We start from the raw sequence: 25,172 nt of genomic DNA on the forward strand, positions 1-25,172 counted from the left end.
CATGCTGCTTAAGGGTCGGACGGCCATCGTCTATGGCGCCTCCGGAGCAGTCGGCGGCGCCGTCGCCAAAGCCTATGCCCGGGAGGACGCGCGGGTGTTCCTCGCTGCCCGCAACCGCGAGCGGCTTGAAGCTGTAGCGGCTGAGATTGCCGCAGCCGGCGGCAGGGCCGAGGTCGCTCCGGTCGATGCGACCGACCACGATGCGGTCGAGGCGCACCTCCAGGCGATCGTCGCCAAGGCCGGTCCGGTGAAGCTGATGTTCAATGCCGTGGCGGTCGATGACACCCAGGGCCAGAAACTCATCGATATGCCGCGCGACAAGTTCATCGCCCCGATCGTTACCGGAATGAAGACCTGGTTCTCCACCGGCACGGCCAATGCCCGTCATATGGCGGCCAATGGCGGCGGCGTCATCGTCGGCATTTCGGCCAACGCCGCCCGCGAGGCCTATGACATCATGGGCGGCTTCGGCGTGGCGATGGGCGCCATCGAACACTTCCTCCGCCACCTCGCGGTCGAGAACGGTCCTGCCGGCGTGCGCTGCGTCTGCGTCCGCTCGCCCGGTTCGCCCGACGCGCCAGGCGTGCGGGAGGCGTTCCTGCTGCACGCCAGGGAGGAGGGGATCACCCTCGAGGAAGCCGAACGCCGGGCCGGCGAGCGCACGCCACTCCGCCAACTGACGCCGCTGGCCCAGATCGCCGATGTCGCAGTGCTGCTGTCCTCGGACCTCGCGGCTTCCATGACGGCGACGGTGGCGAATGCCACTGGCGGAGCGCAGGTGGATTAACGTTAGTTGCGATGCGTCACGGAGCGAGCCCCCCTCTCCCCTCAGGGGAGAGGGTAGTGCAGCTCGGACCTTTAGGTCCGTAGCGTAACTCGGGTGAGGGGTTCAGCTTCTCAGCGAGCGCTCGTTGCGCCGCTTCACCCCTCAACCGGCCGTCGGCCACCTTCTCCCCTGAGGGGAGAAGGAATGGAGTTGCTCGGTAGCGCACAACCCCTCAGAAAAACTCATCCAGCAGCGTGTACCACTCGAGCTTCGCCCGGTCCGGCTCCGCAATGCCATAGGCCGCGAGGAACGCCGGGATCGAGGCCGCCCCATAGTTCCAATCGAGGCTGCGGCAGGCCAGCGCCAGGTCCTGGTAGCGGTCGGCAACGCCCAGCCGGCCGCAATCGATGAAGCCGGTAAAGTGCCCATCCTCGGCCATGAAGTTGGGAAAGCAGGCGTCGCCATGGGTGACGACGAGGTCCTCGGCTGTCGGGACGCCGGCGATGAGCCGGGCGTAGTCCGCCGGGCCCTGGTCGGGGTCGTTGCCGTCATAGAGCCCGGCATGGTAGCGCGCCGACGCAGCAGCGACGCGGATGCTGGCGCGATGATCGAACGGGCAGCTCGCGGGATCGAGCCCGTGCAGCTGGCGCAGCGCCTCGGCGACCACCCGGATGGCGGTCTCAGCCGTTACCTCAGACGTCACCCCAGGCGTGGACGCCAGGTCATGCCCGGGCACCGCCGTCATCAGCAGCCAGTGCCGGCCGCCATGGTCGGCCGCGTCGATCACCGCGGGGCAGGGCAGCCCGGTATCATGCAGCCAGCGTAGCCGCTCGATCTCGCCTGGCAGCTCAGCCAGCGGCGAGATTGGCTCGGACTTGATGAAATGCGCGGCTCCGGCCCGATACACCCACGCGCCGGATTCGCCGATGGTCTGCGGCACGAGGTCGATGTTGCGCACCCAGCCGGGCGGCAGGTCTAGTGGTCGCATGCGAAGAAATCACCCTGGTGCCGCAGCGCCTCGGCGAGGCGCGCCTCATAATCCTCGCGCGGGATCTCGATGCCGCCGAAGGTGCGAAGGTGATCGGTGACGAACTGCGTGTCGAGCAGGTGATAGCCGCCGGCCACCAGCCGCTCGAGCAGATGCGCCATGGCGATCTTCGAGCAGTCGGTCTTGCGATGAAACATCGATTCGCCGAAGAACGCCGCGCCCAGCGATACCCCGTAGAGCCCGCCGACCAGCGCAGCCCCATCCCACACCTCGACGGTGTGGACGATGCCGCGCTCGAACAGCGCGCCATAGAGGCGGCGAATCTCGGGGTTGATCCAGGTCGACTCGCGGTCGACCCCGGCCGTGGCGCAACCCTCGATGGTGCCGGCGAAATCGGTATCGACCTTCACCTCAAAGGGGTGGGTGCGCAGCGTCTTCCTCAGGCTTTTCGAGATATGGAAGTCGTCGAGCGGGATGACGCCACGCTTCTGCGGGCTGACCCAGAACAGGTCCGGCGAATCCGCATCCTCCGCCATCGGGAAAATACCCGCCTGGTAGGCACGGATGATCAGCTCGGGCGTCAAATCGATGGCGAACGGATCGGGCTTCTTGCTCATGGGCCGAATATGGGCCCGGCCGGTCGACGAAACAACGCCAAAGCGGGCTTGCAACCGCCGCAAACGCACGCGATATCCCTGACACCGTGATAGTCAGATGAACAAGTGAGTGCGGCGCATCCTCATCGCGATCGTTACCTTCGCAGTCCTGTTCGTCGCCGCGGGCGGTGTCGGCACCTCCATGCTGATGAACCACCTCTTGACCCCCGGCGGGGTCGACTGGAGCGGCGCCAATAACCCCAACCCGCCAACCGACCCCTACGAGCTCGGCTATCGCGGCGACCCGCTGACCGCGTTGGGGCTGCCGTTCGAGACGGTGAGCTATACGACCGAACTTGGCGCGGCCGAGGCCTGGTTCGTGCCGGCCGCCAATATGGACGGTCCCTGGGCGATCTACGTGCACGGCATCGGCGGCATCCGCGAGAACGGCTACCGGCAGCTGTCGATCCTCAATGAGGCCGGCATCCCGACGCTGCTGATCACCTATCGCAACGACAAGGGCGCGCCGTCTCCCGAGAATGCCATCTACAGTTTTGGCGTCGAGGAGTGGCGTGACCTCGATGCGGCGGTGCGCTGGATATCGGAGCGTGGCGCTCCGAGCATCATCCTCGCCGCGGATTCGATGGGTGGCGGTATCGTCGGGCAGTTCCTCAAGCACTCCGCCCAAACCGACAAGGTGGTCGCCCTGGCGCTCGATGCCCCGGCGCTCGATTTCACCGAGGTGGCCGCCGACAAGATCGGCGCGCGGATGATCCCGCTGGCCCGCACCCTGGCGCGCGCCGGCATCATCGCTTTCGACACCTATCGGAAAGCCCGGCTCAACGAGGCGATCAGCCTCGACGCAGTGGCAAAATTCCCCGGCCCGGTGTTTCTCGCCCACGGTACCGCCGACGCGCTGGTGCCGATCACCATCAGCAAGCGCCTGATCGCGGCGCGGCAGGAGCCGACCACGTTCCTCCAGACGAAAGCCAACCACCTGCTGTCGTTCAAGGAAAGCCCCGCGCGCTATCGCGCCGAGATGGGTGGGTTTCTCAAGAGTCTCGGAAGCTAGAGCGTTTCGTTGAAACGCTCCGGGCTCAGCGGATCACCAGCCGCACCAGCAGCGGCAGGCTGATCGCGGCAAGCACGACCGGCAGCATCAGGACGAGGGCGTCGAGGTAATCGATCATGTGCGGCATGGCACGATCTCCTTAGGATGGCGATCCATGCCACCCCACGGCTGAACCGACGCTGGAGTGCTCGTTCAGATTTCGTTAACGAGTCGGGAGCCCCGGGCAGCGCGGTGATTGCCTTCTCCCCTTGCGGGAGAGGCGAACTGGTGCCCGTTGCAGCCGCGTGGTCCGCACCGAGGCATTCAAAACGAACATCCCCGCTTTCGCGGGGATGCATCGAACTTGGGGACGTGCCGTCGCCTGACTGTCAGGCCTTGTTGTCCTTGAGGAACTTTTCCAGCCAGTGGATGTCGTAGTTGCCGGCGATGATGTCCGGTTCCTTGATCAGCCGCTGGAACAGGGGCAGGGTGGTCTTCACCCCATCGACCACGAACTCGTCCACCGCGCGGCGCAGGCGCTGCAGGCATTCGGCGCGGGTGCGGCCATAGACGATCAGTTTGCCGATCAGCGAGTCATAGTAGGGCGGGATCGAGTAGCCCTGGTACACCGCACTGTCGACACGCACGCCGACGCCACCGGCAGGATGGTAGAACTGGATCTTGCCCGGCGAGGGCGCGAAGGTCTGCGGATCCTCGGCATTGATGCGCACTTCGATGGCGTGGCCGGTGAACTGGACGTCCTTCTGCGCCAGGCTGAGCTTTTCGCCCGAGGCGACGCGGATCTGTTCGTAGACGATGTCGACGCCGGTGATCCGCTCGGTCACCGGGTGCTCCACCTGCAGGCGGGTGTTCATCTCGATGAAGTAGAACTTGCCGTCCTCGTACAAGAACTCGATGGTCCCGGCGCCCGAGTATTTGAGCTTGCGCATCGCGGCGGCGCAGATTTCGCCGATCTCGGCCTGCTCGTTGGCGGGGACGGTCGGCGCCGAGGCCTCTTCCCACACCTTCTGGTGCCGGCGCTGCAGCGAGCAATCGCGGGTGCCGAGGTGCACCGCATTGCCCTGGCCGTCGCCGAGCACCTGCACTTCGATGTGCCGGGGCTTGCCGAGGTACTTTTCCATATAGACGGATTCATTGCCGAAGGCGGCCTTGGCCTCGGCCCGCGCCGTCGACCAGGCGATCAGTACATCGGCTTCGGTCGCGGCAACCTTCATGCCGCGCCCGCCACCACCGGCAGTCGCCTTGATCAGCACCGGGTAGCCGATCTCGGCCGCGGTCTGCTTGGCCTCGGTCTCGGTCTTCACTTCGCCAACCGAGCCGGGCACCACCGGAATGCCGAGCTCCACCGCCGTCTTCTTGGCGGTGATCTTGTCGCCCATGATCTCGATATGGTGCGACGAGGGCCCGATGAAGGTGATCTTGTGTTCCGAGAGGATGCGGGCAAAGCGCGCATTCTCACTGAGGAACCCATAACCCGGATGCACGGCGTCGGCGCCGGTGATCTCGCAGGCCGCCATGATCGAGGGAATATTGAGGTAGCTGTCCTTGGCCGGCGGCGGCCCGATGCAGACGCTTTCGTCGGCGAGGCGCACATGCATGGCGTTGGAATCGGCGGTCGAATGGACGGCCACCGTCTGAATGCCGAGCTCCTTGCAGGCCCTGAGGATGCGGAGCGCGATCTCGCCACGGTTGGCGATGAGGACCTTCTGGAACATCCTGGGTTTACTCGATCACGACGAGCGGCTGGCCGTATTCGACCGGCGAGGCGTCTTCGACGAGGATGCGGGTGACGGTGCCCGAGCGATGCGCCGGGATCTGGTTCATCGTCTTCATCGCTTCGATGATGAGGACGGTCTGGCCTTCCGACACCTTGGTGCCGATGCTGGCGAAGGCGGGCTTGCCCGGCTCGGGCGAGAGATACGCCGTGCCGACCATCGGCGAGGTCAGGGTGCCCGGGTTCGAGCTCAGGTCGTCGCTAGCGGGCGCGATGCCTGCCGCGGAGCCGGCCGGAGCCGTCGGCGCTGCGGCGGCATAGGCCGCGGGAGCCGGCGCGTAGGCCGGCACAGCGACCTGCTGCACCGCCTGGCTGGCATAGGAGCGGGTGACGCGGACGCGCAGGTCGTCGCGTTCGATCTCGATCTCGGCAAGGTTCTGCTCGTTGAGCAGCTTGGCGATGGCCTCGATCAGTTCCTGATCGGTATTCGGGGACGACGCCTTGGTCATATTCTGCCTCTTAGAGTTTTTCGGCCAGTGCGTGGAGCGCCAGCCTATATCCGGTAGCGCCCAGACCGCAAATCACCCCCATCGCCACCGGCGAAACGTAGGAGTGATGGCGGAACGCCTCACGGGTGTAGATGTTGGAGAGGTGAACTTCGATCACCGGCAACGCCACGGCGCGAAACGCATCGTGGATGGCGATCGAGGTGTGCGAATAGGCGCCCGGGTTGATGACGATGGCGTCGAAACTGCCCAGCGCCTCTTGGATCCAGGTGACCAGTTCGCCTTCGATATTGGATTGCTTGCAGGTGACCTCGAGGCCAAGCGTCTTGCCTTCGGCAATCGCCATCTTCTCGATGTCGGCAAGCGTCTGCGAGCCGTAGGTCTGGGGCTCGCGGGTCCCGAGCATGTTGAGGTTCGGGCCGTTGAGAACAAGGACGCGGTGAGCCATGGTTCGTGCCTTTTGCACTGGCCCCCCAGCGGGCGCAAGCGTGGCGCGGAGTAATGCACGAAAAAGGGCGGATTTGCGGCGGCAGAGCGGGTCGAACGCCGCTTTACGCGGTGGCTGTGGACCCCCACCCCTGTCCCCTCCCCGCAAGGGGGAGGGAGACGCTCCCACCGGTGTCAGTGTTTTGGTCTCCCTCCCCCTCAGGGCGACATCTTGTCGTCCCTTGCGGGGAGGGGACAGGGGTGGGGGGCGGCTCGCGCCGGCGGAGAGGTTGATCGCCTAAGTCACTCAGCCCGGCTGCTCCGTGGTGCACACCGTCGCCCCACACGCCCGCATATTGGCGATGCGTTGCTTCAGGGCGTCGAGGCCGATGGCGCCGGGGATGATCTCGTCGCCGATGATGAAGGTCGGGGTGCCGGTGATCTTCAGCCGGTCGGCGATGCGGTAGCTTTCCTCGATCACCTTGTCGACTCTCGGCGTCGCCATGCCCATCTCGAGGGTGATGGGGTTGAGCCCGAGGTCCGCCGCCGCCTTCAGCGCCGCCGCCTTGTCGACCTGGCCGCGGCTGGTGAACAGCGCCTGGTGGAAGGCCCAGTAGTCGACATCGGCGTCCGCCACCTGCGCGGCAATGCGCGCGGCATCCACCGAGCCCTGCGACAGGATCGGGAACTCCTTGAGCACCACCTTGAGGTTCTTGTCGCTGTCGAGCAGCGCCGCGAGATCGGGCAGGGCCTGCCGGCAATAGCCGCAATTATAGTCGAACATCTCGACCAGCGTGACGTCGCCATTTGGGTTGCCGAGCACGATGCCGTTCTCGGACTCGAAGATCGCGGGCTTGAGCTCGACCATCGCAGTGCGCGTCGCGGCCATGCGCTCGGCGGTCAGTTCGGCATCGAGGGCGGCGGAAACCTTCTGCAGGATGCGCGGATTGCCGAGCAGGTATTTCTCGATCATCGGATCGATGGCCGACTGCTCGAGCGCCGCCGCCGGTTGCGGGGTGTCCTGCTTGGGTTGCTTGGCGATCAGGTCGGCGACGATGGTTTCCACCGCCGAAGCGGTGAGGCCTGGCTCCGGCTTGGCCTTCGCCACCACGTTCTCAGCGATGGCCGTGACGGCAGCTTCATCGAGCTTCGGCGCCGACAGCAGCGTCGCGCCGAGCCCGCCCGCCAGCACACCGACGGCAAGCACGAGGATGGTGGTGAGGCGAGACATGCGAACTCCGGAACGACCCTGTTGCGGTCCTGTCTAGCAGACCAGGCCGATTATGCCATGCTGCGCCGCCCGGACCGAACGCCGCGGCTTCAATTCTAGTTGAGGCGGCGCGGCAATTCCCGTAGCCAAGGCGCCATGCAGACCGACGAAAAACTCACCGGCCTGAGGCCGTTCTACGTGATGGAAGTCACCGCGCGCTCCAAGCTCGTCGAAGCGAGCGGTCGCAGCGTGATGCACATGGAATCGGGCGAGCCGGGTGCGCCGCCGGCGCCGCGGGTGCGCGAGGCGGTTGCCGCCGCGCTGGAACTGCCGCAGCACTACACCCATTCGGCCGGGCAGATCGAACTGCGCCGCGCCCTGGTCGACTATTATGGTTCGCAGCACGGCGCGACGGTCGATCCCGAGAGCATCGTCGTGACCATGGGCTCGTCTTCGGGCTTCATCCTCGCCTTCCTCGGGGCATTCGGGCCTGGTGCGAAGATCGCGGTGACCCGTCCCGGTTACCCGGCCTACCTCAACACGCTCGATGCCCTCGGCATGCAGGCGGTCGAGATCCCGGTGACGGCCGCCGCCGGCTGGCGGCTCAGCGCCGCCGATGTCGAGGCGGCCTATGCCCGCGAAAAGTTCGATGGCCTGCTGTTCGCCTCGCCGGCCAACCCGACCGGCGCCGCGGTGACGCGCGAGGCGCTGAAGGAGATCGTCGACGTCTGCGCCCGGCTCGGCGTGCAATTCATTTCCGACGAGATCTACCACGGGCTCGACTACCGGGCGCCGTCGGTGTCGGCACTCGAGTTCACCGACGACGCCATCATCATCAACAGCTTTTCAAAATACTACTGCATGACCGGCTGGCGCATCGGCTGGATGGTGCTGCCCGAGCGGTTCAACCGGCGCACCAACATCCTGCAGCAGAACCTGTTCATCGCCGCCCCGACCCTCAGCCAGATCGCCGGCCGCGTGGCGCTCGGCGAGCGGGAGTATTCCGAGCAGCAGAAGGCGCAGTACGCGGTGAACCGGCACGTGCTGGCCGAGGGGCTGGCGCAGTTCGGTCTTGCCTCCGCCAACGAGGGCGACGGCGCGTTTTACGCCTATGTCGATTTTTCCCGCTTCACCAATGACTCGCTCAGCTTCTGCATGCAGATGCTCGACGCAGTCGGGGTGGCGGCAACGCCTGGCATCGACTTCGACCGGCTCAACGGCAACCGCTTCGTGCGCTTCTCCTACGCCGGCACACGCGCGACGATCGACGAGGGTCTGAACCGGATCGAGAGGTTCTTGAAGGGGCGTTAAGGCGATGAGCGGGCTGGTGATTCCTACGATCGAGACGGCGCGGCTGCGCTTGCGTCGGCCGGCCCTCGCGGATTTTCCCGCGTTCGAGCAGATCATGATGTCGGACCGGGCCAAGTATATGGGCGGGCCATTCGACCGCTGGGGCGCCTGGGGCATGTTCTGCCACGACATCGCCAGTTGGGACCTTTTCGGCCATGGCGGGCTGATGGTGGTCCGACACGACGGCGTATGCGTCGGCGAAGTGAGCATCAACCACGGCCCGCTGTTTCCCGAGAAGGAACTGGGCTGGATGCTCTATCACGGCTTTGAGGGGAAGGGATACGCGACGGAAGCCGCAGCGGCATTCCGCGACTGGGCCTTTGCGACGCTGCGGCTGCCGAGCCTCGTCAGCTATTTCGACCCCGCCAACACCCGCTCGATCGCTGTGGCCGTGCGCCTCGGTGCGATGCGGGACGACGATGCCCCGCGCCAGGACGCAGAAGATCTGGTCTACCGCCACCACCGGCCCGTCTGAGCGAGCCGGCGTTTCGGCTGTCGTTACTGAGCCCCTCTCCTCGGGGCGTTACCGCGCTCCCTGAGGGACGAGTGGTCCCAGCGAACATCGCGCGCGCTGCACACCCCACCCATCCCTCCCCGTCAAGGGGAGGGTGCCGGCCGGTGCTTGTGGCTACGTCTGGCCACAACCTCGATGCCCACCTCCCCCTTGACGGGGGAGGCAAGCGCAGCTTGGGAGCGCAGCGAGGCTAGCGCAGCTCGGAGGGGGTGTGCCGACGCCACGGTACTTGCGGCTGCGCCTCCACCAGCTTTGCTGGTGATGCTCCCAGTGAAACCGCCCTAGCGCGGATTATCCGCCAGCACGAACGGGCGCAGCCGGTGGCCGTCAAGATCCTCGACCACGAAGGTGAAGCCGAAATCCATCTCGGTCGGCGCCTGCAGCACCTTCAGCCCCAGCTTGCTCCACTCTTCGAAGGTAGCGCGGACCGCGTCCTGGCTGTCTTCGCTGAACGAGATCTCAACCCCGCCGGCGGCGTTCGGCTTAGGCTCCATCTCGTCGGCCAGCCACAGGCCGATCTTCAACCCAGTGGGCAGCACGTAGAGCACGAAGGTCGGGGCTTTCTCCACCGGCTCGCGGCCGAGCAGCTTGCTGTAAAGCTCAGCGCTCCGCAGCGGGTCGCGGACGGCGAGGAGCAGGTAGTTGAGGGTGCGCATGGGAGGTCTCCGTTGTCGATGGAGACCGTCTAGCCGGCAGCACTGACAGTTTCCGGCAGTGGTCGATTTCCCGCTGCTCAGCGAACCGGAATACCCTCGCGCTCGCGCCACTCCTTCAGCATGGCGGCGCGTCGGCGCGGGTAACGCTCAGCCAGGATCTCCATGCGGTCGATACGATCGAGCCGAAAATGCCGATAGTCGGTGCGCAGTTCGCACCACCCGATGACCACACGCACCCGGTCGAAGAAGCCGATGGCAAACGGCCAGATCGTGCGCTCGGTCGCCGTGCCGCCGGCATTGCGATAGGCGATAACCAGCTTCTTCTGCTCGCGGATGGCGAGGCGGATGGCCGAGAGGTCGACCTGCGCCGGGATCACCTCGCCGCCGCCGACCAGGAGGTTCGAGCCGTCGACGCTGTCGCGCAACTCGCTCGGCAGCACCGCGGTGATCTTGCTCAGGGCATTGGCTGCCGCATCGCCCAGCCGCGGATCCTCGGCGCGACGGGCTACCCAGCGCGAACCGAGCACCAGCGCCTCGATCTCGTCAGCCGAGAACATCAGCGGCGGTAGCGTGAAGCCAGGGCGGAGCACATAGCCAAGTCCGGGTTCGCCCTGGATATCGGCGCCCTGCGCCTGCAGCGTCGCGATATCGCGGTAGAGCGTGCGGATCGAGATGCCGAGTTCATCGGCAAGGGCAGGGCCGGTCACCGGCGCCCGATGGCGGCGCAGCAACTGGATCAGGTCGAGCAGGCGTTCGGTGCGGGACATGCGCCTCAGATATCAGATTGACGGCGGAGCGGCGTCGACTTCCAGACGCTGCCATTTTTCAGCAAGATCAGTCGAGCGTACCTTCCAGCACGTTGGCAGAGTGATCGCGCCACAGGAGGGCAGGATGACGACGCGGCAAGCGGCCCATGACGCGCGCATGAAACGGGTGTTGAGCTACATCGACCAGCATCTCGAGGACGATCTTGGCCTCGATGCGCTGAGTGCCGTTGCGGCCTTGTCGAAGTACCATTTCCATCGCCAGTTCAGGGCATCCTTCGGCATCTCCGTGCATCGCTATGTCCAACTGGTCCGCATGAAACGAGCGGGACAAGTGCTGGCGTTCACGCAGGGGGCGAGCGTAACCGAGGCCGCACTGGATGTCGGCTACGCTGCCCCCGATGCCTTTGCCCGCGTATTTCGGGGACGGTTGGGACAAACCCCTTCCGCATTCCGGGATACTCCCAACTGGGAGGAGTGGCTTGCCGGTCTGTGGCCAATGACCAACGCCAGGAGCAGGCTCATGAAAACGAAGTACTCGTTGGACGACGTCCACACCGTGGAGGTGCCGGAAACGCCGGTCGCGGTCCTGCAGCACCGAGGCAACCCGGCCCTGGTCGGTGCGACCATCCAGAAGTTCATCGGCTGGCGACGCGCAGTAGGTCTGAAGGCGGCGGCAAGTCAGACCTACAATGTCTTTCATTCGGATTCCGAGATCACGCCGGCGGACGAGTTCCGCGTCGACATCTGTGCCGCGACGGATCGAACAATCGAACCAAACGAGCAGGGCGTGGAGGCCGGTGTTATCCCGGCCGGACGTTGTGCGGTGCTGCGAGCCATCGGAAGCGAGAATGTCGAGCCGGCGATCGAGTTCCTGTATCGCGACTGGTTACCGTCAAGCGGTGAAACCCTGCGGGATTTTCCGCTCTACTGTGAGCGGGTGAGCGTTGTTCCGGTCGTTGCCGAACACGAGGTCGTCACCGACATCTTCCTGCCGCTGGCCATGACAAGCCATATCGAGGCGTGAGACCGGCGCTTGAGGCGAGCCTGCAACGAGAAAGGGCGGGAGATGATCCCGCCCTTTTCGATTCTGCATGTGTGCTTTCGCTTAGCCGCCGAGGCCCAGGCGGCGCTGCCACCAGCCGGCCTTCTTCGGCTTGGCGTCTTCCGCCGGCTGCTCTTCAGCGGCCGGGGCGGTCGAACTCACGACGATCTCGCCTTCCGGGATGACCTTCTTGGCGCGACGGCGCGGTGCGGCCTCGGGCTCCGGCGCGGGAGCCGCGGCAGCTTCGGCGACGGTTTCCGCCGGCGCAGCTTCGGCAGCCACGGCCTCAGCCGGCGCGGCCTTGGGCTTGCGGGCCCGCGACGGCTTGGGCTTCGGAGCATCCTCGGTGACGGCTTCCGGCTCGGCAGCCGGCGCGGCCTTGGGAGCAGCCTTCTTTGCCCCCCGAGCGGGCTTCTTTGCGACCACGGGAGCATCCGCGACTACGGGTGCTGACGCTTCTGCGACCTCGGGAGCAGCTTGCGCTGCAACCACCGGAGCAGACTCCTCTGCCACAGGCTCGGGCTTCTTGCGGCGACCACGCTTCGGCTTTTCGGCCGGCGCTTCGTCGGCTGCCACCGAACCGGCCGCGCTGGCCGGCGCTTCGGCAACCACTGCCACGGCCGGCGCGTCGGCTGCAGCGACGGCTTCTTCCGAACTCGGCTCGGCCGTCACGCCATCACGCTGCTCGCCACCCTCGCCATCGCGACGGTTGCGACGACCGCCACGACGACCGCGGCGGCGGCGACGACGCGGCTCGCCGTCTTCACCGACGGCACCTTCACCCGCCTGGCGCGGCGCCTCATCGCCTTCACCGTCCTCGGACTCGTCGTCCGATGCGGCCTCGACGGGCTGGCGCGGCTGCTGCTGTTGCTGGCCACCCTGCGGACGATCCTCGCGATCGCCACCACGACGGCGACGACGACGACGACGGCCGGAGCGTTCGCCACCTTCTTCGGTCCGCGCCTGACGCTCGCCACCACCGGTAGCGGCTTCTTCTTCCTCCTCGTCGTCCTCATCCTCGATCAACGCGTCGGCCGCTTCGGCCTCGGCGTCGATGATCGTGGTGGTGTCGACGCGGACGTGCGTGCCGGCAGGCTCGCTGCGGTCGAGTACGCGGGCCTCGCCACGTTCGATGGCGAAGTGCGAGGGACCGACATGGTCATCGGCGACGATGGTGATCGAGAGGCCATACTTGGCCTCGAGGTTGTTCAGCGTGCCGCGCTTGGTATTGAGGATGTAGAGCGCCACATCAGTCGGCACCCGCACATTGATCGACTGGCCAGGCTTGCGCAGCACGTGGTCTTCCACGTTGCGCATCACCATCAGCGCCAGGCTCTCCACCGAGCGGACAAGGCCGGTGCCCTGGCAGGTCGGGCACTTGTGCGTCGAGCTTTCGACCACGCCGAAGCGGATACGCTGGCGGCTCATCTCGAGCAGGCCGAAATGGCTGATACGGCCGACCTGGATGCGGGCCCGGTCGTTCTTCAGGCATTCCTTGAGCTTGCGCTCCACCGCCCGGTTCGAGCGGTTCTCCACCATGTCGATGAAGTCGATGACGATCAGGCCGGCCAGATCGCGCAACCTCAGCTGGCGGGAGACTTCCTCCGCCGCCTCGAGGTTGGTCTGCAGCGCCGTGTCCTCGATATTGTGTTCCTTGGTGGCGCGGCCGGAGTTCACGTCGATCGAGACCAAGGCCTCGGTCGGGTTGATCACCAGATAGCCGCCCGACGGCAGGGTGACCTGCGGCGAGAACATCTGGTCGAGCTGACCTTCGACGTTGAACTTACTGAACAGCGGCGCGTCATCCTTGTAGAGCTGCACGTTCTTGGCGTGGCTCGGCATGATCATGCGCATGAAGTCTTTGGCTTCGCGGTAGGCGTCGTCGCCCGCCACGAACAACTCGTCGATATCCTTGTTGTAGAGGTCGCGGATGGTCCGCTTGATCAGCGAGCCTTCCTCGTAGACGAGGCAGGGGGCCTGCGACTTGAGCGTCAGCGAGCGGACGTTCTCCCACAGCCGCTGCAGGTACTCGAAGTCGCGCTTCACCTCGGCCTTGGTGCGGCTGGCGCCGGCCGTGCGCAGGATGATCCCCTGGCCCTGCGGCACTTCAAGATCCCCGACGATGTCCTTGAGACGCTTACGGTCTGCAGCGTTGGTGATCTTACGGGAAATCCCGCCGCCACGCGCGGTATTGGGCATCAGCACCGAGTAGCGGCCGGCCAGCGACAGGTAGGTGGTGAGGGCCGCGCCCTTGTTGCCACGCTCTTCCTTGACCACCTGCACCAGCATCACCTGCCGGCGCTTGATCACTTCCTGGATCTTGTACTGGTGGCGGCGCTGCGACGGACGACGGCGTTCCTGCACGTCTTCCAGCGCATCCGAACCACCGACGCTTTCGACCGGCTCGTTGCTGGTCGGCGCCTGCTCGATGTGGCTGTGTTCTTCATCGCCCTCGGCGTCGTCATGCTCCGACGAAACCTCGGCCGGCGCGGCGGCATTGGCCGCGGCGTGCTCGTGTTCGTGCTCGTCGTCGTCATGCGCCTCGTCGCGCAGCAGCGCTTCGCGGTCGGCAATGGGGATCTGGTAATAGTCGGGATGGATTTCCGAGAAGGCGAGGAAGCCGTGGCGGTTGCCGCCATACTCGATGAAAGCCGCCTGGAGCGAGGGCTCCACGCGCGTCACCTTGGCGAGGTAGATATTACCCCGCAGCTGCCGCCGCTGGGCGGATTCGAAATCGAACTCTTCGAGCCGGTTCCCGTTAGTGACGACGATCCGTGTTTCTTCCGGGTGGATGGCATCCACCAGCATGCGCTTTGTAGCCATAGACTAAGTCTCCGCGCCGTCGCGCGCCGACACCGATCGACCGGCGAACCGGTCCTCCTGGCGTAGCGCAATGCGAGGCGAATGGTTTTAGGAGGATGGCGCGCGAGGCGCCGGCAAAAGCAACGGCGCGCGCGCCGCCGCGAGACTGGAGAGCGAAGGCAGCCGGGACTTCGACGACAAAAGCGCAACCGCTGTTCGGGATCGCGTCACTCTTTGTCTGCCCGATGGCCATCAGACCTCTTCCTTGAGAACAGGCCAGCGCTAATCAAACCGCCTGTTCTTCGACCCCGAGGGATCGAGATTCTATCGCGAGGCGCCAAATGTGCCGCACTTCAGACCGGGTCACCTCAGGTGATTTCCGATCCGCCGCTGCCGACCACGAGGGCCAGGGGCGCCGATTGCGCCGCTCCGGCATATGGTGGCGGCAGCAGGCCGCCTCAAGATGGCTTTAGGGTTGTTGCCGCAAATTGGCAACAGGAAACTCAAAACCCATGGGTACGGGCGGCTTCCAGATCGATCACATTATTGCATTGTCGACGCGCCGTGCGTAACGCCGCAGAATCGCCCGAGTGATCTGGCGTCTTGCACCACTCTCAGGGAGCGCTGCTGTCTTGTTGAAATCTGCCGGTTCCGCCGGCCATACCCGCGGATTTGCTGGGTTTGCGGCGATTGTGCTTGTCCTCGTGGCCAGCCTGTTCGCCGCGCACCCGACCTTCGCCCAGCTCGAATCGATCGATGATTACCCCGATGTCATCGATGCGCGTGTCACCGCGACGCCGCAGCGGGCGCGGCTGATCATCGATCTCTCGGGGCCGACCGAGTTTGCCATCGTCTCGCTCGACAAACCCAACCGCATCGCCATCGACGTCAAGGCGTTCGAGCTGAAGATCCTCGCGCCGGCCGACGTCGCGGGCAAGGGCATCGTCACCGGCTATACCGTCGAGATGGCCGAAAAGGGCAGGGCGCGCACCATGCTGACGCTGGCCGAACCGGCCCAGGTGCAGCAGGCCTATATCCTCGATGCGGTCGCCGACCAGCCGGCCCGCCTCGTCGTCGACATCATTGCGGCGACCCCTGAGGAGTTCGCGACCAAGGTCGCCTCCGACCTCGCGGCCTCCATCGCCAACCAGGGCGCCGCTCCCGCCACCATTCCTACCGACCCCGGCACCCACGCGCCGATCACTGCCACCCGTCCGCTGGTGGTGCTGGACCCCGGCCATGGCGGCGTCGACAACGGCGCCAGTGCGCCCAATGGCACGCACGAGAAAGACATCACCCTCACCTTCGCGCTGCAACTGCAGAAGGTGCTGATCGATTCCGGCCGCTTCGATGTGGCGCTGACTCGCGAGGATGATACCTATCTGTCGCTCAACGAACGCGTCGATCTTGCCCGCCAGAACAAGGCCGACCTGTTCATCTCGCTGCACGCCGACAGCTTCCAGCAGCCCGAGATCCGCGGCGCCAGCGTCTACACCCGTGACGAGAACGCCACTGACGTGCTCGACAAGGTGCTGGCCGACGGCGAGAACCGCTACGACATCGTCGCCGGCTTCTCGGTGCCGCAGGCAACGCCCGCGGTGATGGACATCCTCGTCGATCTGATGCGGCGCGAGATGCGCAAATCGAGCTTCCTCGCCGCCGAGGCCATCGTCCACCAGCTCGAGCCGAGCGTGGCGCTGCGCCGCTTCCCGGTGCGGCAGGCCGATTTCTTCGTATTGCAGGCGCCGGACGTGCCCTCGGTGCTGGTCGAGCTCGGCTTCCTTTCCAATGCCTCCGACATCGCCAACCTGCAGCAGTCCGATTGGCGCGACCGGGTGGTGAACGCCCTGGCTCGCGGCATCGCCGACTATTTCGACAGCACGCAGAAGGCCGCGGTGGCGCCGCAGTGACGTTTTGGGTACGCGTCGCGTCGCAAGTTCTTGAAGGGCAAGTTCTCGAAAGGACGCCCTTGTCCACATTTCCGCCCTTGTCTGGTATGATTCCGCAATATTCCGCGCCGCATCCGATCGGACCCATGGCGCCCGCTCCAAGGTTCACGATCTGATGCTCAGACTTCTCGGCTGGCTCTTCGGTTTCGGCGTGTTCTGCGCCCTGGGTGCCGTTGCGGTTGGCGCCGTCTATCTCAACCAGCTGAATGCGACGCTGCCCGATTACACCGTGCTGAAGGACTATCAGCCGCCGGTGACGACGCGCGTCCACGCCGCGGACGGGACGCTCCTGGCCGAATATGCGCGGGAGCGCCGGCTGTTCCAGCCGATCGAAACCATCCCGCCGCTGATCATCAACGCCTTCATCTCGGCCGAAGACAAAGACTTCTATACCCACTCGGGTATCGCCGTGGACGGTGTGGTGCGCGCCCTGCGCGACAACATCATGGCGCGCGTCGAGGGCAATGACTCGATCCAGGGTGGCGGCTCGACCATCACCCAGCAGGTGGCGAAGAACTTCCTTCTCACTTCCGAGCAGACCTGGGACCGCAAGATCCAGGAAGCCATCCTGGCGCTGCGCATCGAGTCGACCTTCTCGAAGAACAAGATCCTCGAGCTCTACGTCAATGAGATCTTCCTCGGGCTCAACTCCTATGGCGTGGCCGCCGCGGCGCTCAACTATTTCGACAAGGCCCTCTACGAGCTGACGCTCAGCGAGGCCGCCTATCTCGCCGCGCTCCCCAAGGGCCCGAACAACTACCACCCGTTCCGCCGCCCCAAGCAGGCCATCGAACGCCGCAACTGGGTGATCGACCGCATGGTCGAGAATGGCTACGTGACGGCCGAGGAGGCTGCCAAGGCCAAGGAGGAGCCGCTCAACGTCAAGCCGCGCACCTCGGGCAGCCAGCTGTTCTCGGCCGAGTATTTCACTGAGGAAGTGCGCCGCCAGCTCGGCAAGCTCTACGGCGAAGCCGAGCTCTATGGCGGCGGGCTCAGCGTCCGCACCACGCTCGACCCGCACCTGCAGGATTATGCGCGTCGTGCCCTCATGGATGGGCTGATCCACTACGACCACGGTGAAGGTTTCCGTGGTCCCATCGCCAGCGTCGATATCAGTTCGGACTGGGGCGTCGCGGTCAACGCCGTCAAGCCGCTCAGCGACGTGCCGGAATGGACCCTCGCCGTCGTCCTTGAGATGGGAGACAACGAAGGCCGCATCGGCATTCGTCCCGCCACCGATATCGAAGGCAAGGTTTCGGCCGAGCGCGTCACCGGCACGATCGCCGGACCAGATATCAAGTGGGTGAGCAAGAAGCTCGGCTCGATTCTGAAGCCCGGAGACGTGATTTATGTCTCGAAGCTCGCCGACCGCGAGGGCGCCTACACCTTGGAGCAGGTGCCCGAGCTAGAAGGCGCGCTCGTCGCCATGGATCCGCGCACCGGTCGCGTGCTCGCCATGGTCGGCGGCTTCTCCTACGCCGAGTCCGAGTTCAACCGCGCCACCCAGGCAATGCGCCAGCCCGGCTCCTCGTTCAAGCCGATCGTCTATTCGGCGGCGCTCGATAACGGCTACACCCCGGCCTCGGTGGTGCTCGACGCCCCGATCGAGATCGTCAATGGCGACGGCTCGGTCTGGCGGCCGGAGAACTACGCGCAGGAATTCTACGGCCCGCAGACGCTGCGTCGCGGCATCGAGCGCTCGCGTAACGTCATGACCGTGCGCCTCGCCAAGGATCTCGGCATGCCGCTGATCTCGGACTATGCCAAGATGTTCGGCATTTATGACGAGCTGAACCCGGTGCTGGCCATGGCGCTCGGCGCCGGCGAAACCACCGATATGCGGATGACCGCTGCCTACGCCACCATCGCCAATGGCGGCCGCCGCATCGTGCCGACCCTGATCGACCGGATCCAGGACCGTTACGGCAAGACCATCTACCGCCACGATGAGCGCGTCTGCGACGGCTGCGCCGCCGAAACCTGGAACCAGCAGGGCGAGCCGCTGATCATCGACAATCGCGAGCAGGTGCTCGACCCGATGACCGCCTACCAGATCACCTCGATGATGGAAGGCGTGGTGCAGCGCGGCACCGGCACCGGCGCCAAGAGTCTCGGCCGTCCGGTCGCCGGCAAGACCGGCACCTCGAACGACTACAAGGACGCCTGGTTCATCGGCTTCACCCCCGAGCTGGCGGTTGGCGTCTATGTCGGCTTCGATACACCACGCAACATGGGCCGCCAGTCGACCGGCGGCGAGATGGCCGTGCCGATCTTCACCGAGTTCGTCTCCAAGGCCCTGAAGGGCAAGCCGCCGACCCCGTTCAACATGCCCGGCGGCATGGCTCAGGTGTGGATCGATCCGGGCACCGGCGTGAAGGCCAATGGCGGCGATCAGGCGATCTACGAGGCGTTCAAGCCGGGCACCGGCCCGAACCTCGTCACCTCGGTGATCGGCGTCGACTCCAACGCCTTCCAGGCGATCCAGGCCGGCCAGGATCCGGCCGCGACCGATATGACGCTGGGCCGCGGCGGGCTGTTCTAGCCCGATGATCGTCGCCTATCCCGATCCGCGGCTCACCCGCAAGGCCGAGCCGCGGCCGCTGGACGACAGCCTCAGGGCCATCGGCAACCGCCTGCTCGAGGCAACGCGCGCCGCCAATGCCTATGGCCTCGCCGCCGTCCATATCGGCGCCGTCGCCCCGGTCGTGGTGATCAGCGCCGACGAGGACCCGGCAAAGCGCGACTACCTCGTGCTCTACAATCCCGAAATCGTCTCGACTGACGGCCCCAGCATCCCCGGCCCCGAAGGCTCGGTGTCGATGCCCGGCGTCGAGGTGGAGATCGCTCGCCCCTACGCCGCCGAGATCGCCTGGGACGACGAAACCGGCACCCGCCAGCAGCGCCGCTTCGAGGGCCTGCCCGCCCGCATCGCGCAGCACGAGATCGACCAGGTCAACGGCATTTTCTTCCTTGAGCGGCTGTCCAGGTTGAAGCGGGAGATGGTGGTGAAGAAGTGGAGGAAGCGGGCCGAGGGCTGACGCCGTTGGCGCTGCCTTCAACCGGTATTGATTTGAGGGCGCCAGAAAAAATCGCATCCGCGACGGCTAGATGCTAGGTCTAATCTGGTACTTCGGGGTTCAGTAGCGGCTCAACGCGAAGTGCTTCCGCAAAGCCCGGGGAGCCCCATGCGTGGTACTCAAACTGCCCCCGATTGATGGTCGCGACGAACCGGATCTCGATGCCTTCTTCTCCTCTCGGCGTGCCGATCCAGGCCCCCAGCAAAGTTAGGCAGTCGTGGGCCTTGGGCGGGCGAAAGCATGTATTGTACATAGGCTTCTTGACAACCGAGGGGTACGACCACGCGTCCTGAAGTGGCCAATCGAAATGGTCCTTCGCGATCGTTTGGGAGAGTCGGTAGAGGTGACTTGTTTCCGGCGCCACCTCGCGTGTGAACTCGTCATGGAGAAAGTCAGCTAGAATGTTCATCTTGTGCGACTGGTCAGCGCTGAGTTCTGCACCCGCGGCCTTCGCGCCAATTTGCGCGAGGCGAATGGCGCGGGTGGAACGATAGACGAAGATTGCCGCTGGCTGGCCCTCATCCACCCTTGCTTCGGCGAGCGAGACATCCGGGCGGGTGCTCGTGTACAGCAGCGGTTCCCCTTCTTCATTCAGCCTGCTAGCGCGAGCAAATCTGGCCGGTGCTTCCCACGCATCGCCTTCATTAACAGCACAATCCATCGGGATAGATGTCCCACTTTTGATTGGCGTTCTCACCCTATAGAACCGAATTCCAGCTGGGTACGTACCGACTACCGCCAGGGCGCTCGAACGCCGGGCAAAAGCACCGCCTCCTTCTAGGACCCTCATTGCCGCCGAACTGATCTCAACATTACTCATTCGGCGGAAGCTCAAGGAGCGAAACTGCCGGATGCGGTCTATTAGGTCCGTCGCAGCAAAGCTATCTAGGTATCCTCTCAACTCTGAGTACTGGTCTTGGATTGCGGACGATCCGATCATACGAGTTCCCCTGTGTGAGGCCTGTTTACCACGTCCGCAGCGAGATGCGGTGAGGTGTCCCCGCCATCCTGATCGCGCCCCCTCGGAGATGGCCTGAGCCGCACCACAAAAGGGCAGTCAGGTCGGGCCAAATCACCCAAACCAAATCGATCACAGCGTCGCGCCCTAAATGGTGTCAGGCCAAACAGCGCTCGGGGATTGTCAGTCGGGGGGCGTATCAGCGCCGCCCCACATGCGCCAGAACCTCCCGAACACTCTGGGGCCGCTCCCCGGTGAGTTTAGCGACCCGAGAAGAGTCGAATTGGGGCGATTACTAGATTCCTGGGGCCGCCTGCCGGTCCCCGGCCCGTCGCTCGTCTTTTGCGGCCCTCCCGCCCCCTAGTCGGTTGATTTTGCTGGTAAGTGTGCCTCATCTCCACCGACAGGGATAGTCTCTTGTTCGCCGGTCTTTGGGTCGGTCACGATAACGCTGAGTTGAGGCATCCACACGTCATATACGTTCGGCTCGTTCGGGTTTCCGGCGAGCCCGATTTGAGTATGAGCTCTAGGTGTGACTGTGACGTTCTCTGGTTCTTCGAGAAAGTAGAACTGCAAAGGCGGATTGAACTCCGGCAGCGCGAGAGCGCGGTGGATAGCAGTTGAAGAGAGCTCTTCCATTCTTTCTACTGCCTTCCGAAGCTCAAAATCTGGTCCGTATTTTTGCATGTGGCGATTGATTTGCTTTCGTTCCTCGCCGTGAGAAAGCAGGTTTCGCAGGTCTAGGAGCGCGTCGATAAGCGTTGCGTTAACGCCCATCTCGGTGAGCAAAAGTCCGATTTTCTGTTTCGGGAATGGCTTATGTTCTGGCCTGCCGCAGTCAGGGTTGGGGCAGGTTAGGTCGCCACGACAGGATGGGCACTTGTCCACCACCTTGCCCGCAAACGTCTCGGAAGCTGCTAGAATTTCTATGGCGAAGAAATAGTAGAGGAACTGGTCCTCATAAGTAGCGGCTCTCGCCGCTCTGGTGTGCCACCTGAGCGCCGACCTTTTGGCCGCTGTCACCTCATGTTCTGAGACCGCTTGCACGGTTGCCCACATGGTGTTGTCGAGGGCATCCCTAGGGTCGATGATGGGATAGTGACCGTACACGTACTGGTCGCGCGCCTTGAGGCCGGGTTCCCAATCGATGAGAAACACGGAACGTTCAACCCTCACGCTCAGCGCGCTTACGAAGCTCAGTGTGTGGGCAATTTCCTCTGCCGTCTCACTGGCTACCGTTTCGGCAGCCTCTAGGTCCGTTGCGTCTAGTAAGAACCGCAGATCAAGAAAGTACGCCTCGCCATGCTTGCGCGGAACATTCGTGATATAGACCTGCGTGCCTGCATGTTGGCCCTCAACCCGCCCTTGTCCGTCTGCCAGTCGCAATGCCGTCTTCAGATGGAAGGCCGCCAGATACCTTTTTGTTGCCGTTGCCTCGGCCATGTCGCTCGCCCCATTGCTTTCCACTGAAGGCGAAAGTCTATGCAGGGCAGGAATCGGGACGCAACTAGTTGCAATTTCGTTGCAGCTGGGGGAACTCTCCCCGCCGGTCCCTTGCAGTCCTTAGGAGGGATTTGCAAACCCTTACAGGTACTTACGGAAATCCGCGTGATTGCATCCGTTGCAACTAAAACGGAAAAGGCCTAGCGGCGTCTTGCCAGCTAAGCCATTGATTTCATTGGTGCCGGCAGCAAGAATCGAACTCGCGACCCACTGATTACAAATCAGTTGCTCTACCAACTGAGCTATGCCGGCCCGAGGCGGTCGATAGCACTGGCAGCTGGATGGCGCAAGGCGCGCCGAAGCATGCGCGGCGGGCGGCGACGGCTTGTCTTAGATGTGGCATCCTCGCTGTGCAAATATCCGGCTGGCTGGTGATTCACTGGCGAAGGAGACGCCGTGGGAGGCGAACGAAACGCATCGGTTCCGGCCCGCATTCTGCCGCGGCACGCCGCCTTCTATTGGGGCGTCGGCGTCGGGCTGGTGGTGTTTGTCGCGTGCCTGCTGCTGTCGCCCAAATATGCGGTCGCCGCCGCCGCCAATGCGATGTTCGTCACTTACCTGCTGCTCGTCCGCATCGAGTTTCCCTGCCTCACCGCCGAGTTCCTGGAGCAGCGGCCCGATGACGCCGATTCTCCCGTCGCGGCGATCTTTCTCGTCACCATCCTCGTAGCGGTTGTGGCGATGATCTTCCTGTTCCTCGCGCTCAATAGCAGGGCAGGGCAGACCGACCCGCTCGAGATCACGGTCAGCGTCGTTTCGGTGGTGCTCGGCTGGTTCACGGTGCACACCATGGCGGCGCTGCATTATGCGCACGAGTATTATCGCGATGATCCGGACGAGCAGGGCAAGGTGCTCGCCGGCCTGGCGTTTCCGGGCGACGAGCCGCCCGACGGCGCGGCGTTCCTCTATTTCTCCTATGTGCTCGGGATGACCGCGCAGGTCGCCGATGTCGCGGTGACGTCGCGGGCGATGCGGCGCTTGGTGACCCTGCACGGCGTCGTCTCGTTCTTTTTCAACACGGTCATTGTCGCGGCGACGGTCAACGTTGTCGTGGCGATCGCCGGCAAATGAGGCTGGGCGTCTCCGGCGGCCCAGGCAAACAGGTCACGCGCGGCGGGCGGCTGTCCCGGGCGCCAAAACTTCGAAGAGGAAACCGACCATGAAACGAACGCACCTTCTGGCCCTGCCGGTGGCCCTGTCATTGGGCCTGCTGCTCGCTGCCTGCGACAACAACTCGGCACCGCCGCCGGCCAAGCCGGCCGCCGAAGCCCCCGCTGCGCCGGCCGCCACCGCGGATGCGGATAAGGCTGCCGCCGAACAGAAGGCGGCGGAGGAAAAGGCTGCAGCAGACAAGGCTGCAGCAGACAAGGCGGCGGCAGACAAGGCAGCCGCAGATAAGGCTGCAGCGGACAAGGCAGCCGCGGATAAGGCAGCCGCAGATAAGGCAGCCGCAGATAAGGCAGCCGCAGATAAGGCAGCCGCGGATAAGGCAGCCGCAGATAAGGCCGCCGCGGATAAGGCTGCCGCGGATAAGGCTACCGCGGACAAGGCAGCCGCGGACAAGGCGGCTGCGGACAAGGCGGCTGCGGACAAGGCAGCCGCAGACAAGGCAGCCGCAGACAAGGCARCAGCGGACAAGGCAGCAGCGGACAAGGCAGCAGCGGACAAGGCAGCAGCGGACAAGGCAGCAGCGGACAAGGCAGCAGCGGACAAGGCAGCAGCCCGCCAAAGCGGAAGCAGACAAGCAAGCGACCGTTGCCGCGGCCGCCGCCAAGGGCAAGGCTGACGCCGAGGCGGCTGTTGCGGCCGCCGCCGGAGCCGCTCCGGCTGCTGCGGCACCTGCCGCTGCCGAGGCGAAGGGCGCTGCCGATGCTGCCGCTGCCGTTGCCGCGGCTGAGGCGCCGGTGATGACCACCCCGGCCATGGGTATCCTGCCGGCCGATGGCCTGAAGCCCGATACCCGGCTGGCGGCCAATGCCGATCGCAGCGAGGTTGGTTATCTCGGCGTCTGGGCGCCGACCTACGACGCCTGCGGCACGGTCGACCAGGCCGGCGGCACCGGCTACGTGGTGATCACCAAGATCTCCGTGCGGCAGGGTAGCGAGATCACGCTGGTGGATGCCGTTCCAGCCACGAACGGCAAGGCAAGCCTCAAGGCGGGCGACAAGACGATCGAGATCGCCCAGGCCGGGACCGACGTGTTGAACGTGAATGGGACCGATCTGGTGCGCTGCACCACGCCGTGAGGTACTGAGGGCCCGCGGGTATCCCCGCGGGCCCTTACGCCCCCGCGCGGCCGGCGGTTACCGCGAACAGTGCGATCGCCGCCGCGTTCGAGACGTTGAGCGATTTGATCGGCCCGGGCATGTCGAGCCGCACCATTTCGTCGCACAGTTCGCGCGTCCGCTGCCTGAGGCCTTTGCCCTCGGCGCCGAGGACGATCGCCATCGGCGCATCGTCGGTGCGTGGGCGGATCGGAGCAGGGGCCTCCGAATCGAAGCCGATCACCGTCAGCCCGCGCTCCTTGAGCTTCTCGATCGCGTCGCCGAGATTGCGCACCTCGATCATCGGCACCATGTCGAGCGCGCCGGAGGCGGCCTTGGCCATCACCCCAGTCTCGCGCGGCGAATGCCGGGCCGTGGTGACCACCGCATCGGCGCCGAAGGCACAGGCCGTTCTGAGGATCGCCCCGACATTATGCGGATCGGTCAGCTGGTCGAGGATCACCACCAGCCGGGGATTGGGCACATCGTTGAGCCCGAAGCGGCTGACCGCCTCGACTTCCAGCGCCACACCCTGGTGCACGGCGTCCGCACCGAGCAGCCGATCGAGATCCCTGGGCGTCGTTTCGGTGAAGCGCATCTCCACCGGACCGGTCTCCCTGAGGCGCATCAGCGCATTGGGAGTGACCAAGAGGTTGCGCCGTTCGCGCAGGGGATTGTCGAGTGCCGCCCGCACCGTATGCAGCCCATAGAGGTAGACCGGCCCGGTATCCGGGTCGTACTTGGGCTTGGGCGGGAATTTGTTGCGGCTCATAGGGATGCCCTAGCGGTTTTGATGCAGGACAGCAAGGCGAGCACTGCGATGCGCAAAGGGCGGATTGGGTGTTGACAGGCGTTCACCGCCCCGACATAAACCGCCCCGACGACGCGCCCGGGGACGGGCGCCGTTCGTTTCTCCGGCTCTGAATGGAGGGGTGGGAGAGTGGTTAAATCCGGCAGACTGTAAATCTGCTCGCTTAGCGTACACTGGTTCGAATCCAGTCCCCTCCACCAC

The 25,172-nt window shown here is 64.9% G+C and carries 23 protein-coding genes and 2 tRNA genes; 12 read left to right on the forward strand and 13 right to left on the reverse strand.

The genetic code is table 11. The annotated features are described in order from the left end of the window. The first annotated feature begins 1 nt into the window (after position 1). On the forward strand, positions 2-787 hold the full coding sequence (locus tag ASC89_RS07190) for an SDR family NAD(P)-dependent oxidoreductase (protein WP_055996260.1): 786 nt from the start codon (positions 2-4) through the stop codon (positions 785-787). Positions 788-998: 211 nt separating this feature from the next. On the opposite strand, the gene ASC89_RS07195 is transcribed toward ASC89_RS07190, so the two are convergent. Both ASC89_RS07195 and aat read right to left on the reverse strand, forming a co-directional pair. Then, entirely contained in the window at positions 999-1,754 is a 756-nt protein-coding gene (locus tag ASC89_RS07195) for an APH(3') family aminoglycoside O-phosphotransferase (RefSeq protein WP_055996263.1), read from the reverse strand. Then, positions 1,742-2,371 (reverse strand): leucyl/phenylalanyl-tRNA--protein transferase, encoded by a 630-nt coding sequence (gene aat, locus ASC89_RS07200; RefSeq protein WP_055878019.1) that lies wholly within the window; start codon positions 2,369-2,371, stop codon positions 1,742-1,744. The genes ASC89_RS07195 and aat overlap by 13 nt, the downstream gene beginning before the upstream one ends. Positions 2,372-2,480: 109 nt before the next feature. Here aat and ASC89_RS07205 point away from each other — a divergent pair, with 109 nt between their 5' ends. Continuing rightward, a complete protein-coding gene (locus ASC89_RS07205; RefSeq protein WP_055996266.1) occupies positions 2,481-3,422 on the forward strand; it encodes an alpha/beta hydrolase in 942 nt (313 codons plus the stop codon). 368 nt (positions 3,423-3,790) lie between these two features. On the opposite strand, the gene accC is transcribed toward ASC89_RS07205, so the two are convergent. The 4 genes from accC to ASC89_RS07225 form a co-directional block, all read right to left on the reverse strand. Beyond that, positions 3,791-5,137 carry an acetyl-CoA carboxylase biotin carboxylase subunit gene (accC, locus tag ASC89_RS07210; RefSeq protein ID WP_055996270.1) on the reverse strand — a complete coding sequence of 449 codons (1,347 nt, stop codon included), beginning with the start codon at positions 5,135-5,137 and terminating at the stop codon, positions 3,791-3,793. Positions 5,138-5,144: 7 nt separating this feature from the next. After that, on the reverse strand, positions 5,145-5,645 hold the full coding sequence (accB, locus tag ASC89_RS07215) for an acetyl-CoA carboxylase biotin carboxyl carrier protein (protein ID WP_055878013.1): 501 nt from the start codon (positions 5,643-5,645) through the stop codon (positions 5,145-5,147). Positions 5,646-5,655: 10 nt separating this feature from the next. Further along, positions 5,656-6,090: a type II 3-dehydroquinate dehydratase gene (aroQ, locus tag ASC89_RS07220; protein ID WP_055996273.1), complete on the reverse strand. Its 435-nt coding sequence runs from the start codon at positions 6,088-6,090 to the stop codon at positions 5,656-5,658. 285 nt (positions 6,091-6,375) lie between these two features. After that, entirely contained in the window at positions 6,376-7,299 is a 924-nt protein-coding gene (locus tag ASC89_RS07225; protein ID WP_055996276.1) for a DsbA family protein, read from the reverse strand. Positions 7,300-7,434: 135 nt separating this feature from the next. Between ASC89_RS07225 and ASC89_RS07230 the strand changes: the two genes are divergently transcribed. Further along, complete coding sequence (locus ASC89_RS07230; RefSeq protein ID WP_055996279.1) at positions 7,435-8,589, forward strand: pyridoxal phosphate-dependent aminotransferase; 1,155 nt, start codon at positions 7,435-7,437, stop codon at positions 8,587-8,589. A gap of 16 nt (positions 8,590-8,605) precedes the next feature. Then, positions 8,606-9,103 carry a GNAT family N-acetyltransferase gene (locus ASC89_RS07235; RefSeq protein WP_244488410.1) on the forward strand — a complete coding sequence of 166 codons (498 nt, stop codon included), beginning with the start codon at positions 8,606-8,608 and terminating at the stop codon, positions 9,101-9,103. 320 nt (positions 9,104-9,423) lie between these two features. Here ASC89_RS07235 and ASC89_RS07240 read toward each other — a convergent pair whose 3' ends face one another. Together ASC89_RS07240 and ASC89_RS07245 are read right to left on the reverse strand one after the other, a co-directional pair. Continuing rightward, entirely contained in the window at positions 9,424-9,798 is a 375-nt protein-coding gene (locus ASC89_RS07240) for a VOC family protein (protein WP_055996285.1), read from the reverse strand. Positions 9,799-9,875: 77 nt separating this feature from the next. Continuing rightward, positions 9,876-10,565, reverse strand: coding sequence for a YafY family protein (locus ASC89_RS07245; protein WP_055878001.1), 690 nt, complete (start codon positions 10,563-10,565; stop codon positions 9,876-9,878). A 124-nt stretch (positions 10,566-10,689) separates the two neighbouring features. Between ASC89_RS07245 and ASC89_RS07250 the strand changes: the two genes are divergently transcribed. After that, positions 10,690-11,589: a GyrI-like domain-containing protein gene (locus tag ASC89_RS07250; RefSeq protein WP_055996288.1), complete on the forward strand. Its 900-nt coding sequence runs from the start codon at positions 10,690-10,692 to the stop codon at positions 11,587-11,589. Positions 11,590-11,670: 81 nt separating this feature from the next. On the opposite strand, the gene ASC89_RS07255 is transcribed toward ASC89_RS07250, so the two are convergent. Further along, positions 11,671-14,430: a ribonuclease E/G gene (locus ASC89_RS07255; RefSeq protein ID WP_055877998.1), complete on the reverse strand. Its 2,760-nt coding sequence runs from the start codon at positions 14,428-14,430 to the stop codon at positions 11,671-11,673. Positions 14,431-15,041: 611 nt separating this feature from the next. Between ASC89_RS07255 and ASC89_RS07260 the strand changes: the two genes are divergently transcribed. The 3 genes from ASC89_RS07260 to ASC89_RS07270 all read left to right on the forward strand — a co-directional run bounded on the left by ASC89_RS07260 (position 15,042) and on the right by ASC89_RS07270 (position 19,396). Continuing rightward, positions 15,042-16,319, forward strand: coding sequence for an N-acetylmuramoyl-L-alanine amidase (locus ASC89_RS07260; protein WP_055877996.1), 1,278 nt, complete (start codon positions 15,042-15,044; stop codon positions 16,317-16,319). A 154-nt stretch (positions 16,320-16,473) separates the two neighbouring features. Beyond that, the gene (locus ASC89_RS07265; RefSeq protein WP_055996291.1) at positions 16,474-18,900 is read left to right on the forward strand and encodes a penicillin-binding protein 1A; all 2,427 of its coding nucleotides are present in this window, start codon (positions 16,474-16,476) and stop codon (positions 18,898-18,900) included. A 4-nt stretch (positions 18,901-18,904) separates the two neighbouring features. Continuing rightward, positions 18,905-19,396: a peptide deformylase gene (locus tag ASC89_RS07270; protein WP_055996294.1), complete on the forward strand. Its 492-nt coding sequence runs from the start codon at positions 18,905-18,907 to the stop codon at positions 19,394-19,396. 79 nt (positions 19,397-19,475) lie between these two features. Here the strand turns inward: ASC89_RS07270 and ASC89_RS07275 are convergent, their stop codons facing one another. The 3 genes from ASC89_RS07275 to ASC89_RS07285 all read right to left on the reverse strand — a co-directional run bounded on the left by ASC89_RS07275 (position 19,476) and on the right by ASC89_RS07285 (position 22,148). After that, entirely contained in the window at positions 19,476-20,096 is a 621-nt protein-coding gene (locus ASC89_RS07275) for an RES domain-containing protein (RefSeq protein ID WP_055996297.1), read from the reverse strand. Between the two features lie 657 nt (positions 20,097-20,753). Beyond that, a complete protein-coding gene (gene mauJ, locus ASC89_RS07280) occupies positions 20,754-21,836 on the reverse strand; it encodes a methylamine utilization protein MauJ (RefSeq protein ID WP_055996301.1) in 1,083 nt (360 codons plus the stop codon). Between the two features lie 236 nt (positions 21,837-22,072). Continuing rightward, a tRNA-Thr gene (locus tag ASC89_RS07285) sits at positions 22,073-22,148 on the reverse strand. Positions 22,149-22,292: 144 nt separating this feature from the next. Here ASC89_RS07285 and ASC89_RS07290 point away from each other — a divergent pair. The 3 genes from ASC89_RS07290 (at position 22,293) to ASC89_RS07300 (ending at position 24,142) form a co-directional block, all read left to right on the forward strand. Next, positions 22,293-22,967 (forward strand): DUF1345 domain-containing protein, encoded by a 675-nt coding sequence (locus ASC89_RS07290; RefSeq protein ID WP_055996304.1) that lies wholly within the window; start codon positions 22,293-22,295, stop codon positions 22,965-22,967. Positions 22,968-23,055: 88 nt separating this feature from the next. Next, positions 23,056-23,682, forward strand: a complete 627-nt coding sequence (locus ASC89_RS07295) for a histone H1-like repetitive region-containing protein (RefSeq protein ID WP_055996307.1) — start codon at positions 23,056-23,058, stop codon at positions 23,680-23,682. A gap of 121 nt (positions 23,683-23,803) precedes the next feature. Then, complete coding sequence (locus tag ASC89_RS07300) at positions 23,804-24,142, forward strand: hypothetical protein (RefSeq protein WP_055996310.1); 339 nt, start codon at positions 23,804-23,806, stop codon at positions 24,140-24,142. A gap of 34 nt (positions 24,143-24,176) precedes the next feature. On the opposite strand, the gene rlmB is transcribed toward ASC89_RS07300, so the two are convergent. Next, on the reverse strand, positions 24,177-24,932 hold the full coding sequence (rlmB, locus tag ASC89_RS07305) for a 23S rRNA (guanosine(2251)-2'-O)-methyltransferase RlmB (protein ID WP_055877986.1): 756 nt from the start codon (positions 24,930-24,932) through the stop codon (positions 24,177-24,179). A gap of 154 nt (positions 24,933-25,086) precedes the next feature. Here rlmB and ASC89_RS07310 point away from each other — a divergent pair. Beyond that, positions 25,087-25,171 (forward strand) — tRNA-Tyr (locus tag ASC89_RS07310). The last annotated feature ends 1 nt before the right edge of the window (position 25,172 follow it).

This window comes from Devosia sp. Root413D1, from assembly GCF_001425235.1.
GTDB lineage: Bacteria > Pseudomonadota > Alphaproteobacteria > Rhizobiales > Devosiaceae > Devosia_A.

Excerpts from the sequence above, each read along its gene's own strand:
- ASC89_RS07190 (WP_055996260.1), top strand. The coding sequence starts at position 2 with ATGCTGCTTAAGGGTCGGACGGCCATCGTCTATGGCGCCTCCGGAGCA.
- ASC89_RS07275 (WP_055996297.1), bottom strand. The coding sequence starts at position 20,096 with ATGGATTGTGCTGTTAATGAAGGCGATGCGTGGGAAGCACCGGCCAGA.
- aroQ (WP_055996273.1), bottom strand. The coding sequence starts at position 6,090 with ATGGCTCACCGCGTCCTTGTTCTCAACGGCCCGAACCTCAACATGCTC.
- ASC89_RS07300 (WP_055996310.1), top strand. The coding sequence starts at position 23,804 with ATGACCACCCCGGCCATGGGTATCCTGCCGGCCGATGGCCTGAAGCCC.
- ASC89_RS07230 (WP_055996279.1), top strand. The coding sequence starts at position 7,435 with ATGCAGACCGACGAAAAACTCACCGGCCTGAGGCCGTTCTACGTGATG.
- ASC89_RS07255 (WP_055877998.1), bottom strand. The coding sequence starts at position 14,430 with ATGGCTACAAAGCGCATGCTGGTGGATGCCATCCACCCGGAAGAAACA.
- ASC89_RS07195 (WP_055996263.1), bottom strand. The coding sequence starts at position 1,754 with ATGCGACCACTAGACCTGCCGCCCGGCTGGGTGCGCAACATCGACCTC.
- ASC89_RS07270 (WP_055996294.1), top strand. The coding sequence starts at position 18,905 with ATGATCGTCGCCTATCCCGATCCGCGGCTCACCCGCAAGGCCGAGCCG.
- rlmB (WP_055877986.1), bottom strand. The coding sequence starts at position 24,932 with ATGAGCCGCAACAAATTCCCGCCCAAGCCCAAGTACGACCCGGATACC.
- mauJ (WP_055996301.1), bottom strand. The coding sequence starts at position 21,836 with ATGGCCGAGGCAACGGCAACAAAAAGGTATCTGGCGGCCTTCCATCTG.
- accB (WP_055878013.1), bottom strand. The coding sequence starts at position 5,645 with ATGACCAAGGCGTCGTCCCCGAATACCGATCAGGAACTGATCGAGGCC.
- ASC89_RS07240 (WP_055996285.1), bottom strand. The coding sequence starts at position 9,798 with ATGCGCACCCTCAACTACCTGCTCCTCGCCGTCCGCGACCCGCTGCGG.
- ASC89_RS07225 (WP_055996276.1), bottom strand. The coding sequence starts at position 7,299 with ATGTCTCGCCTCACCACCATCCTCGTGCTTGCCGTCGGTGTGCTGGCG.
- ASC89_RS07250 (WP_055996288.1), top strand. The coding sequence starts at position 10,690 with ATGACGACGCGGCAAGCGGCCCATGACGCGCGCATGAAACGGGTGTTG.
- accC (WP_055996270.1), bottom strand. The coding sequence starts at position 5,137 with ATGTTCCAGAAGGTCCTCATCGCCAACCGTGGCGAGATCGCGCTCCGC.
- ASC89_RS07245 (WP_055878001.1), bottom strand. The coding sequence starts at position 10,565 with ATGTCCCGCACCGAACGCCTGCTCGACCTGATCCAGTTGCTGCGCCGC.
- aat (WP_055878019.1), bottom strand. The coding sequence starts at position 2,371 with ATGAGCAAGAAGCCCGATCCGTTCGCCATCGATTTGACGCCCGAGCTG.
- ASC89_RS07265 (WP_055996291.1), top strand. The coding sequence starts at position 16,474 with ATGCTCAGACTTCTCGGCTGGCTCTTCGGTTTCGGCGTGTTCTGCGCC.